At 65.8% G+C, this 14,674-nt stretch carries 14 protein-coding genes; 5 read left to right on the top strand and 9 right to left on the bottom strand.

Going from position 1 to position 14,674, the window contains the following annotated elements; genetic code table 11:
- Positions 1-15 precede the first annotated feature (15 nt).
- Together NA5_RS01345 and NA5_RS01340 are read left to right on the top strand one after the other, a co-directional pair.
- On the top strand, positions 16-552 hold the full coding sequence (locus NA5_RS01345; RefSeq protein ID WP_245672033.1) for a GtrA family protein: 537 nt from the start codon (positions 16-18) through the stop codon (positions 550-552).
- A gap of 122 nt (positions 553-674) precedes the next feature.
- Positions 675-2,570 (top strand): glycosyltransferase, encoded by a 1,896-nt coding sequence (locus tag NA5_RS01340; protein WP_062980909.1) that lies wholly within the window; start codon positions 675-677, stop codon positions 2,568-2,570.
- Between the two features lie 135 nt (positions 2,571-2,705).
- Here the strand turns inward: NA5_RS01340 and NA5_RS01335 are convergent, their stop codons facing one another.
- The 8 genes from NA5_RS01335 to NA5_RS01300 form a co-directional block, all read right to left on the bottom strand.
- Complete coding sequence (locus tag NA5_RS01335; protein ID WP_062980906.1) at positions 2,706-3,233, bottom strand: O-acetyl-ADP-ribose deacetylase; 528 nt, start codon at positions 3,231-3,233, stop codon at positions 2,706-2,708.
- Positions 3,234-3,296: 63 nt separating this feature from the next.
- On the bottom strand, positions 3,297-4,148 hold the full coding sequence (locus NA5_RS01330; protein WP_062980901.1) for an SDR family oxidoreductase: 852 nt from the start codon (positions 4,146-4,148) through the stop codon (positions 3,297-3,299).
- A gap of 183 nt (positions 4,149-4,331) precedes the next feature.
- Positions 4,332-5,030 carry a hypothetical protein gene (locus tag NA5_RS41600; RefSeq protein ID WP_063813116.1) on the bottom strand — a complete coding sequence of 233 codons (699 nt, stop codon included), beginning with the start codon at positions 5,028-5,030 and terminating at the stop codon, positions 4,332-4,334.
- Between the two features lie 121 nt (positions 5,031-5,151).
- Positions 5,152-6,267, bottom strand: coding sequence for a ribosome small subunit-dependent GTPase A (gene rsgA / locus NA5_RS01320; protein ID WP_062980899.1), 1,116 nt, complete (start codon positions 6,265-6,267; stop codon positions 5,152-5,154).
- A 202-nt stretch (positions 6,268-6,469) separates the two neighbouring features.
- Positions 6,470-7,516 (bottom strand): galactofuranosyltransferase GlfT1, encoded by a 1,047-nt coding sequence (gene glfT1, locus NA5_RS01315; RefSeq protein ID WP_245672032.1) that lies wholly within the window; start codon positions 7,514-7,516, stop codon positions 6,470-6,472.
- Entirely contained in the window at positions 7,513-8,352 is an 840-nt protein-coding gene (gene wzt, locus NA5_RS01310; RefSeq protein ID WP_062980896.1) for a galactan export ABC transporter ATP-binding subunit Wzt/RfbE, read from the bottom strand. Before wzt ends, glfT1 begins: the two co-directional genes overlap by 4 nt.
- Positions 8,353-8,365: 13 nt before the next feature.
- Positions 8,366-9,244, bottom strand: a complete 879-nt coding sequence (wzm, locus tag NA5_RS01305) for a galactan export ABC transporter permease subunit Wzm/RfbD (protein WP_062981298.1) — start codon at positions 9,242-9,244, stop codon at positions 8,366-8,368.
- 226 nt (positions 9,245-9,470) lie between these two features.
- Positions 9,471-10,079 (bottom strand): bacterial proteasome activator family protein, encoded by a 609-nt coding sequence (locus NA5_RS01300; RefSeq protein WP_062981296.1) that lies wholly within the window; start codon positions 10,077-10,079, stop codon positions 9,471-9,473.
- 228 nt (positions 10,080-10,307) lie between these two features.
- Here NA5_RS01300 and NA5_RS01295 point away from each other — a divergent pair, with 228 nt between their 5' ends.
- A complete protein-coding gene (locus NA5_RS01295; RefSeq protein ID WP_062980895.1) occupies positions 10,308-11,510 on the top strand; it encodes a cysteine desulfurase-like protein in 1,203 nt (400 codons plus the stop codon).
- Between the two features lie 180 nt (positions 11,511-11,690).
- Here NA5_RS01295 and NA5_RS01290 read toward each other — a convergent pair whose 3' ends face one another.
- Positions 11,691-12,692, bottom strand: coding sequence for an NAD(P)H-quinone oxidoreductase (locus tag NA5_RS01290; RefSeq protein WP_062980894.1), 1,002 nt, complete (start codon positions 12,690-12,692; stop codon positions 11,691-11,693).
- A 126-nt stretch (positions 12,693-12,818) separates the two neighbouring features.
- On the opposite strand from NA5_RS01290, the gene NA5_RS01285 reads away from it, so the two are divergent.
- A complete protein-coding gene (locus NA5_RS01285) occupies positions 12,819-13,994 on the top strand; it encodes a lactate 2-monooxygenase (RefSeq protein ID WP_062980892.1) in 1,176 nt (391 codons plus the stop codon).
- A 248-nt stretch (positions 13,995-14,242) separates the two neighbouring features.
- Complete coding sequence (locus tag NA5_RS01280; RefSeq protein WP_307188857.1) at positions 14,243-14,650, top strand: MarR family winged helix-turn-helix transcriptional regulator; 408 nt, start codon at positions 14,243-14,245, stop codon at positions 14,648-14,650.
- Positions 14,651-14,674 lie beyond the last annotated feature (24 nt).

Genomic DNA, 14,674 nt, shown 5'->3' with positions numbered 1-14,674 from the left:
GGGTACCGTCGCCGAGTGTCTTACCCAGAGCAGCCCGTGTCATTCTCCGAACGGTCCGGCTCACCGCAATCCACGCCGGGCGACGAGCCGCTGACCGCGAAGGTGATCGCCGCACTGCGGCGCGGCGGCGCGTTCCTGGTGGTCGGCGCGATCGGCTTCCTCGTGGACGCGGGCACCTACAACCTGCTGGTGTTCTGGGGTGGCGAGGGCGTGCTGTACCACGCGCCGCTGCCCGCCAAGATCATCGCGATCGCGGTGGCCACGGTGGTGACCTACTTCGGCAACAAGTGGTGGACCTTCGGGCACAAGAAATCCGACAATCCCGGGCGCGAGTACCTTTTGTATGCGGTATTCAACGTTGTCGCTATCGGCCTGCAACTCGGCTGTCTCGGGTTCTCCCGCTACCTACTCGATCTGTCCTCGCCGCTGTCGGACAACATTTCCGGCACGCTGATCGGCCAGATCGTGGCTGTGGTATTCCGCTATTGGGCCTACGACAAATTCGTGTTCGTCGGTTCTTCGGACATTTCGGCTAACGATAAGCAACCATAACTAGCTGGACCACCCCGGTTACTGGACAGGCGCCCGCCGAGCCCGATTGATATCCTCGGCCCCGCCGCGAAGGCATCCAGGGGCGTGTCTGTCCCGTCGGCACCAACGATTTCGAGGACTTCATGGATCAGTCGGCTACCCAGGCCGTTACCGAGACAAATGACCGACCTTCGACCGCGCCCGCCTCGCTGCGCGTGGATCATCAGGCGCCCGATCGGCTGGTGCTGCAGCGCGGCATCTTCACCGGTCCGTCGGCGAAGGTGAGTGACGAGCTCTACGCCGTCGTCAAGGGTCGCGCACATCGGGAACGCCTGGAGCTGAGACTGGAGAAGGGCGCGTCCGCGCATACCAACACCTACTTCGGGCGCTTCGCGGCCAGCTACTGGCAGCGCTGGACCACGGTGACCGAGGTGTGGGCGAGCATGGTGCTCGATGTGACCAAGAAGGCCCGGGTCCGGGTGGTCGCCTCCGATATCGCCGGGCACCGCCGGATCATCGAGACGGCCGAGATCACCACCAGCGGTCCGCTGACCCTGACCGCACCGCTGGACCAGTACGTCGACGGCGGCGCGCTCTGGCTCGAATTCGATGCCATCGGCGGCGAACTCGGCATCTCCGCGCAGACCTGGACCGCCACCGCGCCCGAGCGTGTGCGTCCCGTCGCCATCGCGATCTGCACCTTCAACCGGGCCACCGACTGCGCCGAGACGGTGGCCGCACTGGCCTCCGACGCCCCGATTCTGGAGGCCATCGACGCGGTCTATGTGGTGGATCAGGGCACCGATCTGGTGCAGGACCAGGCGCGTTTCCAGGAGACGCTGCCGATCTTCGGTGACAAGCTGCGCTACATCCGGCAGCCGAATCTCGGTGGTGCGGGCGGCTTCACCCGTGGCCTGTACGAGGTGTCGGCGGTCAACGAGCACGCCGATGTCATCCTGATGGACGACGACATTCTCTGCGAACCGGAAACGGTATTGCGACTCAATGCCTTCGCCAATCTGACCGTGGAACCGACGCTTGTCGGCGCGCAGATGTTGTTCCTGCTCAACCCGGACTACCTGAATGTCGGCGCCGAGGAAGTGCATCTGCACGAGCTGAAGCACGGCCAGAAGGTGCCGAAGGCATTGCGCAACACCAGCATGCTGAAGAAGAACCAGGAGCGCCGCGTCGACGCGGGCTACAACGCCTGGTGGACCTGCCTGATCCCGGCCGAGGTGGTCGCCAAGATCGGGCTGCCGGTGCCGATCTTCTTCCAGTGGGACGATGTCGAATACGGCATCCGGGCCCGCGAGCACGGGTTCGTCACGGTGACGCTGCCGAATGCCGCGGTCTGGCACGCCGACTTCTACTGGAAGGACTACGACGACTGGGCGCGCTATTTCAGCACGCGCAACTCGTTGATCGTCGGTTCGCTGCACACCGATCTCGACGGCAAAGCCATTACCCGCCAACTGTTCCGGAGTCTGGCCGAACATCTGGTCGCCATGCAGTACGGTCTCGTGCACACCACGCTGCAGGGCATCGAGGACTTCCTGCAGGGGCCGAAGATCCTGCGCGACGGTGGAATCGCCGCACTGGCCGCGGCCCGCACCAGTCGCGCCGATTACGCCGAGACCATCAAGCATCCGGCCGCGACCCCGCCGGTTCGCTCGGCCGATATCCAATTGCGCAGGGCCGGTGGCGAACCGAGTCGGGTCACGGCGGTGCTGATCAAACGGGCCATCACCCAGTGGACCGGGCGCACCCAGCGCGGCCTGATCGGCGTCACCCGCGAGGACGCGCACTGGTGGCATGTTTCGCTGTTCGACCACGTCGTGGTCACCGACGCCTCGCAGTCCGGCGTGCGGGTCCGGCAGCGTGATAAGGCCCGCGCCCGCGCGCTGCTCCTGCGCACCATCCGCGTCCTGCGCCGCCTGCGCCGGGAACTGCCCAAGCTCACCCAGCAGTACCGCGCCGCGATGCCGGAGCTCACCAGCCGCGAGAACTGGGCGCGCCTCTACGGCATCGACCCGAACTGAGTCCCCGTCCACTGCGCCCGGCGTAGCGGACCAGAACTGTTGTCGCACAACCAATGACTATCGCGCACAGGGTGTAGGTTCTGCGCGATAGTCACTGGTTGTGCGTGATCCTCGCTGACCCTTCCGGGCGAATGCTCAGCGCAGTGCGGCTTCGAATGCGCCGTACGCGCGCTCGTCGAAAAGGACGAAGCGAACTTCCGTGACATGCGTTGTCGCTTCGCGCACCGTCTCGATGGCGATCCGCGCGCCGTCCTCGATCGGCCAGCGGTAGATGCCCGTCGAGATCGCCGGAAACGCGATGGTGCGCGCGCCCAATTCGTCTGCCACCCGCAGTGATTCGCGGTAGCACGAGGCGAGTTGGGCGGAGCGGTCCTCGCTCGCCGACCAGACCGGCCCGACGGTGTGGATGACCCAGTTCGCGGCCAGCCGACCCGCGGTGGTGGCGACGGCTCGACCCGTCGGCAGCCCCTTGCCGTACCGCGACGCGCGCAACTTCCGGCAGGCATCGAGAATTTCGGGCCCGCCTGCCCGATGGATCGCGCCGTCGACACCACCGCCGCCGAGCAGGGAGGAATTGGCCGCATTGACGATCGCGTCGACCTGCTGCTTGGTGATGTCACCGCGGACCAGCGTGATCTCGGCCGGGTTCGGTTGTCCAGTCACGTCATCGACGGTAGCGGGTGGGCGCGGGGTTCATCGCCAGCCACGCGCCCACCCTTGCGACGGTCAGAGGAACAAGTCGGTGGTCAGTTCGGTGTCGCCGGGGACGACACGGTATTTGTCCAGGTCGGTGATGCCGTGTGCGGCGAGGACTTCGTCATCGAGGAAGAAATTGCCGCTGGTCTCCTTCGACGGCGAGGTAAGGACCAGGTAGGCGGCGTCGGCGTAGATATCGGGGGTGCGGGAGGTGGCGATCATTTCCTCGCCGCCGAGCAGATTCTTCACCGCGGCGGTGGCGATGGTGGTGCGCGGCCACAGTGAGTTGACGGCGATGCCATCGCCCTTGAGTTCCTCGGCCAAACCCAGTGTGGTGAGCGACATTCCGTATTTGGCGATGGTGTAGCCCAGCGCCATGCCCGCCCATTTCGGGTCCAGGTTGAGCGGCGGGGACAGTGTCAGGATGTGCGGGTTGCGACCCGCCGCGGCCGATTCGCGCAGTGCCGGAATGCTGAGCTTGGAAAGCAGGAAGCTGCCGCGGCAGTTGATGTCCTGCATCAGGTCGTATTTCTTCATGGAGATGGCGTCGGTGGGGGACAGATCGATCGCCGAGGCGTTGTTGACAACGATATCGATGCCGCCGAACCGCTCGACGGTCTGGCGCACCGCCTCGGCGACCGACTCATCGATGCGCACATCGCCGACGAACGGCAGCACGGTGCCGCCCGCCTCTTCGAGTTCCGCCGCGGCGGTATGGATGGTGCCGGGCAGCTTCGGATGCGGCTGGTCGGTCTTCGCGATCAGGGTGATATTCGCGCCGTCGGCGGCGGCTCGCTTGGCGATCTCCAAACCGATGCCACGGCTGCCGCCCGACATGATCATCGTCCTGCCCGCGAGCGGCTTCGATCCCGGTTCCGTCATGACCTGCTCCTGTCGTCGGGCCGCGGGTGGGTGCGCCCGCGACCGTGCCGACCCGTTCGAGCGACCGGCGAGCAGTCGCCGACGGGTGTTGTGCACGTCAAGGGTAACCCAGTCTGCTATGCAACCAGTTGCATAGGGGCGGCGAAGAAAGGGCGCCGGAACCCCGACACCCGTTCGACGTTGTCAGATGCTGGCCGCGCCAGCGATCAACACGATGTTGAGCAGAATCATCAATGCCACGATGGCCCAGCTGATGTAGATGAAGATGGCGCCGGGCGTCTTCTGCGGGACCGGGCCGATCGCACCGTTGAGGAAGATGATCGCGGGCGGCTTGTAGTAGAACCGCGCGCCCTGACCTTCCTGGATCACCGCCGTCGTATTCGCCGGACCCATATCGAACAGCCATGGCGTGACCACTTTTACGTGGTACTGACCGGGACCGACCGGTATATGGTTCTGGCCCCACCGTGTATTCGGCACCTGCTGACCGTTCACCAGAATCTTCGGCTTGGTGATCGCCAGCAGGAAGGCGAACCATTCATAAGAGGCCTCGACCGTGATACCCGGTGGGGCGGGTGCCTGCTGCGGAGCCGGTTGCCCATAGGGCTGCTGGCCGTACGGCTGCTGCCCATACGGTTGCGGCGGCTGGCCGTAAGGCTGCGGCTGACCGCCGTACTGCGGCTGTGGAATATGCGGCTGACTGCCGTACGGCGGCTGCGGCATCTGCGGTTGGCTGACCGGCGGCTGCCCGGCGGGCGGCGCGTATTGCGGTGGCGCACCGTAGGTATTCGGCGCGCCCTGCGGCGTCGGCTGACCATATGCGGGCTGCCCGGGCCATTGCCCTGGCTGGCCCTGAGGCGGATACCCGCCGGGGTAACTCATCGGAACCCTCCCGTATTTAGCGATTGTGCGTGCCGACCCTACCGTGTTGCTGCGGCGTTCGCTGGACCCATGGTTGGGGGCACTCCTGCGGGGCCGCGGCTCCCGCCCGGTACCGGTCGAATCAGCGCCGCGAGCCGCGCCCCTGGTAGAACTGCCGCTGCTGCTTGCGGATATCGCGCCAGACTTTGGCGCGTTCGGCTTGTAGCCGCTTATCCGATCGCGCTGCCATCCAGGCGTTTTCCCGTTCGAGTTTGCGGTAGCTGTCCAAGCGCCGCTGGGTGAGCGCGCCGCTGTCGATGGCTTCCCGTACCGCACAACCGGGTTCGCCGTTGTGCGCGCAGTCGTCGAATCGGCAGTGCGCCGCGAGGGATTCGATATCGCTGAAGGTTTTCTCGATGCCTTCGGCGGCATCCCAGAGGCCGATGCCGCGCAGTCCGGGCGTATCGATCAGCGTGCCGCCGCCGGGCAGCGGCCGCAGCTCCCGATGCACAGTGGTGTGCCTGCCCTTCTTGTCCACGCCGCGAACGGCGTTGGTGGCGAAGAGTTCCTGGCCGAGCAGCGCATTGGCCAGCGTCGATTTTCCGACCCCGGACGGACCGATCAGCGCGACGGTGCCGTCGAGCATCGCGGTGAGCACATCGAGTCCGAATCCGGTATCCGCACTGACCGCGAGGGCGACCGCGCCGGGCGCGACGGCCTGCACCTCGTCCAGCGGAATATCCAGCGCCGCATCCGCTTTGGTGAGCACCACGATCGGCTGTGCGCTGCTCTCCCAGGCCAGTGCGAGCATGCGCTCGATCCGTCCGAGGTCGATATCGCCATCGGCCGCACTGCAGATCAGCACGGTATCGACATTGGCGGCCAGCACTTGGCCCTGCGCCCGCCGGTCGGCGGCCGAGCGCATGATCGCGCCGCGGCGTGGCAGCAGCTGTCGCACATTCAGGTCGGCGTCGATGCTCACCCAGTCGCCGGTGCACAGTCCGCTGATTTCGGCATCGCGGCTGAGCGAGTCAGGCCGGGAGGAGGCAGCTTGCGTAACCACGGACGGCCCCCGCTCAGGCCAGAGCAAACGCGGGCAACGAGCGCGCGTCAGACCGGTCGGTGTCGCGACATCGCATTCGCTGCGATCCATCCGGATCACCCGCGCGGGGACGCACCCATCGTGGATGAGCGAGTGGTATTCATTGGCAACGGCTTCGGTCCAGCCGTAAGGGACGAGGAGGTCGTAATCGACCATGATGGAAGGAATCCTTCGTCGGGCGCCGAGCCCGAACCGGACTCAGCGAGAGGTATCTGAGGCGGAAATTCGTGCGACCGCGTGCGTTTGCACAGCTGATCCGGGCACGACAATCCGAACGGTCCGTGTCACGATCTCCACCTCCTCACTCTCAACTCGACGTTGCTCGCCCACTTTGGCATTGCGCGCAGACCCGCGCAAGCTATTTTTCGTCGGTGGTCTTCTGGTCCGGGGTCGGCTTGCCGAACTGCTCATTGCGGCCCAGGCTGCGCAGGTGGAACCATTCGCGAAGACCGGCCGGATCACGGCGGGTGACCAGGAAGAACCAGGAGAAGCGGATCCATTCCTGTGGCAGCAGTTTGCGCATGCCGGGCTGGGACATGAGGTAGCCGCGGTTGCGGTAGGTGAAGTAGCGCTTGACCGGATCGTCCGGATACTGGGTGTGCATGCGGCCGCCGAGGATCGGCTTGAATTCGGCGGCGCCGTTGGGATGCAGGTAGGCCGTCTGTAGGCAGGTGCCGAACGGCAGACCGGAGCGGACCAGCCTGCGATGCACCTCGACCTCGTCACCGCGGACGAATAGCCGCAGGTCCGGGACGCCGATCAGATCGACCGCCTTGGCGGAGATCAGCGCGCCGTTGAATAGTGAGGCGATGCCGGGCAGGAAGTCTTCGTCACCTAGTTCCGAACGCAGCCGTCGCCAGACCACGCCGCGGCGCAGCGGGAAGGCGAGGCGATCCGGTTCATCGATATCGCAGACCACCGGCGACACCTCGACCAGGCCGTGTCGGCCAGCGCAATCGAGCAGCGTGGCAAGGACTTCCGAGCCGTCCGGGCGACCGTCGTCGTCGGCCAGCCACACCCAGTCCGCGCCGAGGGTCAGCGCGTGCAGCATGCCGAGCGCGAAACCGCCCGCGCCGCCGAGATTGTGCGCCGAGCCGAGATAGGTGGCCTCGACCGGCTGCTGGGCGACCAGCTCCGCGACCTCGGGTTCGTTGGCGTTGTCGACCACGATCAGGTGGTCCACCGGACGGGTCTGGGAGACAAGGACTTTGAGCGATTCCGCGAGCAGTTCGCGGCGTTTGTGGGTGACCACGACGGCGACGATCTTGGCGTCGGGGCCAGTGCCAGCCGGGGTGCGGGCGGCTTCGATCTGCGCGGGGGAGGGCTCGTCGGAATCTGGCACGGAGTCGATCGGGCCCTCGTGCCCCGCGTCGATCGGGGCGTTCTGCCCGGTCGGCTCACTCATGCCTGATTCCGCTCCAATTCTCGCTCGGTTCCCATTTTCCGTTCCGCTTCCATTTCGCGCAGTACGGTGGCGACGTGATTGCCCGCGTCCGGGCCTTCATAGGCACGTACCACTTCTTCGATACCGCCGCGCAAGCGGATCTGCCCGTGGTCGACCCACATGGCGGTATCGCAGAGCTGGGCCAGAAATTCGTTGGAATGGCTGGCGAACACCAGGATGCCCGAACGGGCCACCAGTGATTGCAACCGGATCCGAGCCTTCTTCATGAATTCGGCGTCCACCGCGCCGATCCCCTCGTCGAGCAGCAGGATCTCCGGATCGATGGAGGTCACCACACCCATCGCCAGGCGCACCCGCATACCCGTGGAATAGGTGCGCAGCGGCATGGACAGGTATTCGCCGAGTTCGGTGAATTCGGCGATCTCATCGATCTTCGACAGCATCTGCTTGCGCGTCTGTCCGAGGAAAAGCCCACGGATGATGATGTTCTCGAAGCCGGAGATCTCCGGATCCATACCGACGCCGAGGTCGAATACCGGCGCCACCCGGCCGCGGATGCGGGCACTGCCGCGCGAGGGTTCATAGATTCCCGAAAGCAGCCGCAGCAGCGTCGATTTGCCCGCGCCGTTATGTCCGATCAGGCCGACCCGGTCGCCCTCTTTCAGCGAAAGGGTGATGTCGCGCAGCGCCTCGACCACCACGACGTCGGACTGATTGCGCCCGATCGCACCACCGGCCTTGCCGAGGAATGCCTTTTTCAGCGACCGCGATTTGGCGTCGAAGATCGGGAACTCGACCCACGCCTGGCGGGTTTCGATACTCACATGGTCGGTCATCGGGCCCGATCTCCTATACCCAGTACGGCACGCGCGAACGGTACTGCTTCATGGCGAAGATCGCCACGATCCAGCCGACGACGGTGATGCCGCCGACGATCACCCAGTGATACAGATGCTGATCATCGCCGAGCAACGGTGCGCGGACGATTTCCAGGTAATGGAAGGTCGGCACGATTTCGGCCAGCTTCGCGCGCTCGCTCACCTGACCGCCCTGTTCTTCCAGGCTTTTCGTATTCCACATGACCGGCGTGAGCACGAACAGCATCAGCGTGAGGCTGCCGAGAATCGGCGCTATATCGCGGTACCGGGTGCTGAAGATGCCGAACACGATCGAAACCCACATCGAGTTGAGGAAGAGCAGCACGAGTGCGGGGATCGCGAAAATGGCGGTCCAGTGCAGCTTTTCCCAGACGCCGAATGCGAACAGCACCACCAGATAAATCAGCATGTTGTGCGCGAAGAACAGCAACTGCCGCCAGACCAGGCGATAGACGTGCACGCTCAGCGCCGACGGCAGCTGTTTGATCAGCCCCTCGTTGGCGATGAATACATCCGAGCCCTCGAGGATGCTGGCCTGGATCACATTCCAGACGATGATGCCGACGGCCACATACGGCAGATAAGACTTGATCGACTGGCCGAGCAGCGCGGAGTACAGAATGCCGATCGCGGCGGCCTGCACACCGGTCGCGATGGTGATCCAGAACGGGCCGAGCACCGAGCGCCGATAGCGCTGTTTGATGTCCTGCCAGCCGAGCGACAGCCACAGCTCGCGCTGGGTGAAGCCGCCGCGGAAGTCCTTGAAGGCGCGACCGAAGGTCTGCGAGTCCGAGACGATAGCAGTCTCGACCGCCTCGTCGGAAGCGGACGTTTCCGCGTCGGAGCTCACCGGATGCTCCGGCGCGGTGTCTTCAGCAGGCACGGAGGTCTCATCGGAACTCTCGTCGGTACGCGCTTGGCTGGTATCTGAACGCACTGAACCCTCTTCAGGACGATCCGAGCTCTCCGTATTCACATCGGAGACCGAGTCGGGGCGGGCGGCAGCGGACGGCACGGTGCTCGACACTACCCTCGCGATTTCCAACCGACCCGGCTGGCACTCGACTCGGATCTGGTCAGAGATATTGTCCGGAGCCGCCCATCGGCGGGTTCGACTGGCCCCCGCGCGGGTCGGCCGCGTGGATGCCGGGCGGCAGCGCACCCTGACGCATCTGTTCCAGCTGCGCTCGCGCCGCCATCTGCTGGGCGAACAGCGCCGTCTGGATGCCGTGGAAAAGGCCTTCCAACCAGCCGACGAGCTGGGCCTGAGCGATACGGAGCTCGGCATCGGATGGCACCGCGTCATCGGTGAACGGCAGCGTGAGCCGCTCCAGTTCCGCGCGCAATTCCGGTGCCAGACCCTGCTCGAGTTCGCGTACCGAGGATTTGTGGATCTCACGCAGCCGGGTTCGGCTGGCATCGTCCAACGGAGCCGCGCGGACTTCCTCCAGCAATTGTTTGATCATGGTCCCGATGCGCATGACCTTCGCGGGCTGCTCGACCATATCGGCGAGCGATTCCTCGGCGTCGTCCTTATTGTCCGCATTGTCGGAGTTCTCATTGCCGTCGGTAACGACCTGGGCGGTGAAGGGCGTGTCCGAGCCGGACTCGACCGGAATGGCCAGCGGCCTGCCGTCGGGTCCGATCACGACAATGGATTCAGGTGCTCCATCCGATTGCGTCATGGTCCCCATCATGTCGTGTCCGCCGCGAACGCGCTAAGTCGGTCGCCTTCGATCAGGTCACCGGGTCGGTGCCGCGGCGCAGATGCGGCGTCTATTCTGTTCGGGTCGTGTGGTTCGGATTTGTTGAAAGTCGGTTGCCATGCTGAGTCCCAGTTCACTGCACCCCCGCCCGCCGGTGAGGGGGAACGCGGTTACCCAGGCTCGCCCGCTGCCCTTAGAGTGGCCAACATGACATACGACGTCGCGAGGGTTCGGGGCCTGATACCGTCCCTGGGCGACGGTTGGATCCATCTCGACCCGCAGGGCGGAATGCTGGTCCCGGATTCGGTATCTCGTGCCGTATCAACAGGTTTCCGAACCTCTTCGTTTTCCCATATCGGCCGCAATGGCGCGGCCGTTCGCAGTGCCGCGATTCTGGACGCGGCGCGCGAGGCCGTCGCGGATCTCGTCGGCGCTGATCCGGCGGGCGTCGTGCTCGGACCGGACCGTGCGGTTCTGCTGGCCTGGTTGGCGGAGTCGCTGAGTTCGCGGCTCGGCCTCGGCACCGGGATAGTGCTGTCGCGATTGGACGATGAGGCGAATGTCGCGCCGTGGTTGCGGATCGCGAACCGCTACGGCGCGCATGTGCGCTGGGCCGAGGTCGAGATCGAGACCTGTGAGATGCCGTCCTGGCAGTTCGAGGAATTGATCGGCCCGACCGCCCGGCTGGTCGCGCTGACCGCCGCATCACCGATCGTCGGTTCGGCCCCCGCGGTGCGGGTCGCGGCGGATCGGGTGCACGAGGTGGGTGGTCTGCTCGTCGCCGATTGCTTCGGCGCCGCGCCCTACGCCCTCATCGATATCGACGAACTCAATGCCGATGTGGTCGCGTTGAGCGCCCCCGCCTGGGGTGGTCCGCAGATCGGCGCGCTGGTCTTCCGCGATCCGGCCTTCCTGGACCGGATCCCGTCGATGTCACTGAACCCCTATGCCAAGGGCGCCGAACGGCTCGAGGTCGGCGGCCACCAATACGCCCTGCTCGCCGGATTGACGACCTCCATTGATTTCCTCGCTGGCCTGGACGAGCGTGCCCGCGGCACCCGCCGCGAGCGCCTGGAAATCTCCATCACCTCGCTGCAGGACTATCACGACCAACTCTTCGAGCACTTGATGGACGTGCTCGACAAAATCTCCAACCTCACCGTCATCGGCCGCGCCTCCACCCGCATCCCCACCGTCAGCTTCACCATGGCAGGCATGCAAGCCGAAAAGGTAGCCGCCAAACTCGCCGACGCCCGCATCGGCACCTTGAGCGGCGTGCACGGCGGCAGCCGTCTGTTGGACGCCCTCGGCGTCAACGACGAAGGCGGAGCAGTCACCGTCGGCTTGGCCCCGTACACAACGAAATTCGAGATCGATCAACTCGGTCGGGCGCTCGCCGCCCTGGAGTAGATGTTTCGTTGGGCGGTCGACCAACGCCGTCTCCAGCTAGCTTCTGCCGTATTGCTGCACGGCCCAGGTCTTCGAACGTAGTCGAAATGTGGTCGCCCCCACCGCGAATTGGACCGCCATATCCCTACGCTCGGCGAGCTGGCGGAGGCAGATAGCGCAGCAAGTGGACGAGAGAGCGCGTCAGGCGTCGTGGATGTTCAGGATTACCTTGCCAAAGGTTTCGGACGAGTCCAGGAGGCGGTGGGCCTCGGCGGCTTCGGTGATCGGGAGTTCGGCGTGGATGACTGGGGCGATGGTGCCGTCGGCGATCAGTGGCCAAATGTGACGGCGGAGTTCGGCGATGATGGTGGCCTTGCTGTTGGGGCCGGTGGTGGGGCGGTTGCGGACGTTATTGGCGTGGATGGTGCCCCATTTGGACAGCAGCGCAGCGAGATTCAGCTCGGCGGTGACACCGCCCTGCATGCCGATGACGACGAGGCGGCCGTGCGGTGCGAGCGCCTCGACGTTCCGTGACAGGTAGGCGGCGCCCATGATGTCGAGGATGATGTCGGCTCCAGGACCGCCCGCACCGTTCTCGGCGCGGATCGCGGCGACGAAATCGTCCTCGCGGTAGTTGATCAGCACGCTCGCGCCCAACTCGCGGCACCGCTTCAGCTTCTCCGTCGAGCCCGCGGTCACCGCCACTCGCGCACCCCGGCTCACCGCGACTTGAATGGCGTGCGTACCGATTCCGCTGCCGCCGCCGTGGATCAACACCAACTGACCCGCGTCCAGCCCGGCGGTCATCGCGAGATTCGACCACACCGTCGCGGCCGCCTCGGGCAGCCCGGCCGCCGCACCGAGATCGAGCCCGTCGGGCACCGGCAGCACCTGCGTCGCCGCAACCACGACCTGCTCCGCATAACCGCCACCGGACAGCAGCGCGCACACCCGATCGCCGATCTGCCAATCCCGCACCCCGTCACCGACTTCGGCGATGACGCCCGAACATTCCAACCCCATGACCGCACTGGCCCCGGGCGGCGGCGGATAGAACCCGCGCCGCTGCAACAGATCCGCGCGATTGACCCCGGCCGCGGCGACCTCGATCAGCACCTCCCCATGCCCCGGCACCGGATCCGCCGCCTCGCCCCACTCCATGACCTCGGGGCCCCCGAACCCGTTCAATTCGATAGCGCGCACGGCCCCATCCTCTCATCCTCGCGAGTGCTGGGTATTCGGCGCGCACGAGTGCGGCACCTCGGTTGGCGTCGGCGCAATATAGCGAGCTGCCTGCGGGGATGCGGACGGCGGACTACCGTTCCGGGCGTGAGCAGCTTTGTCGACTTCCAGAACGAGATCTACCTCGGTGGACTGGGTGGAATAGTGCCCGAATTGCCGTTGACGGCTGCGGGTTTGGAAGAGCGGGCACGCGAGGTGCTGAGCAAGGAAGCCTTCGCGTATGTCGCGGGGAGTGCGTCGGGGGAGCGGACGGCGGCGGCCAATCGGTCCGCATTCGACCGGTACCGGATTGTGCCGCGGATGCTGCGCGGCACCTCGGGTCCGGGGGCCCGCGATCTGTCGGTGGAGGTGCTCGGGACGCGACTGGCCGCGCCGGTGCTGACCGCGCCGGTCGGGGTGCTGGAGTTGCTGCACGATGGTGGCGAGGTGATCGTCGCCGAGGTCACGAAGGAACTCGGGATCGGTACCGTGCTCTCGACGGCGGCCTCGTCCACCATCGAGGACGTCGGGGCGGCGGCCGGTAGCTGGTGGTATCAGCTGTACTGGCCCGCCGATAACGAGCTGGCCAGATCGTTCGTCGAGCGCGCGGACCGGGCGGGTGCTTCGGCCATTGTCGTCACCGTCGACACCCCGAGCCTGGGTTGGCGACCCCGTGATCTCGAGCTCGCGCATCTGCCCTTCCTGCACGGTAAGGGCATCGCCAACTATCTGTCGGATCCGGTCTTCCGCGCGAAGCTTTCCGCACTCCCGGAAGAGAGCGAGGATGCGATGCGAGCCGCGATCCTCACTTGGAGCGGCGTGTTCGGCAACCATGCCCTGCGCCTCGGCGACCTCGTCCACCTCCGGGAGTGGACCGATCTGCCGATCGCGGTCAAGGGTATCCTGCATCCGGACGACGCCCGTCAAGTCGTCGACGCGGGCGCCGACGCGGTGATCGTCAGCAACCACGGCGGTCGCCAGGTAGACGGTGCCATCGCCGCGCTGGACGCCCTCCCCGCCGTGGTCGCAACCATCGGCGACCGCGCGGACGTCCTGTTCGACTCCGGCATCCGCACCGGATCGGACATGCTCACCGCGCTGGCACTCGGCGCGAAGGCGGTGCTCTACGGCCGCCCGTGGGCATATGGTCTCGGCATCGCGGGCCGAGCGGGGGTGCGCCACGCGTTGCGCGTCCTGCTCGCGGATTTCGACTCCGTCATGGGACTGTCCGGATGTGCGAACCCGGCCGAGCTCGACCGTTCACTGATCGCGACAATCCGCTGAATCGTGCCTCGGGCACCGGCTCGTCGGCACGATCGCGCGTTTGTCCGCTCGGATATCGGGCCGCACTCTCGGCGTCAGCTCCGCGGGCTCGAGATCGTTTGTCCAGCTCTTTCGATGATGGCCAGGGTATGCGTTTGCCCTGTTCAGGCGCGCTTAGAATAGAGCTTGTGCAACCCGAACCGAGCAGTCACGCGCCCGTCGAGCCGAAATGGCTCTCGTCGTCGCAGCAGCGTGCCTGGCGGGCCTATATGGACGGTAACCAGCGCTTGGCGACGGCACTCAACCGTCAACTGCAACGCGACTCCGACCTCACCCTCGCCGAATACCGAATCCTCGTCCTGCTCTCCGAAGCCCCCGACCGTTCGCTGCGCATGAGCGAGCTTGCCGATGGCGTGCTGTCTTCACGCAGTCGGCTCACCCATCAGATCCGCCGCCTGGAAACCCAGCGGATGGTCCGCCGCAATACCTGCCTCGAGGACGGCCGCGGCGTACTCGCCGAACTCACCGAGGAAGGTATGCGTCGGCTGGAGGCCGCCGCCCCCGGTCACGTCGAGGCGGTTCGCCGCAACTTCATCGACCTACTGGGTCCCGAGCAACTCGAGATAGTCGGCGAGGTCTTCGCCCGCGTCGACCACGAGATAGGCAACACCGACTGACCCGTCGGAACACGGCGCGAGGCA

The organism is Nocardia anaemiae NBRC 100462, assembly GCF_001612725.1.
Classification (GTDB): domain Bacteria; phylum Actinomycetota; class Actinomycetes; order Mycobacteriales; family Mycobacteriaceae; genus Nocardia; species Nocardia anaemiae.
Note: the sequence above shows the minus strand (reverse complement) of the source record. Positions and strands in the feature narration are given on the sequence as shown.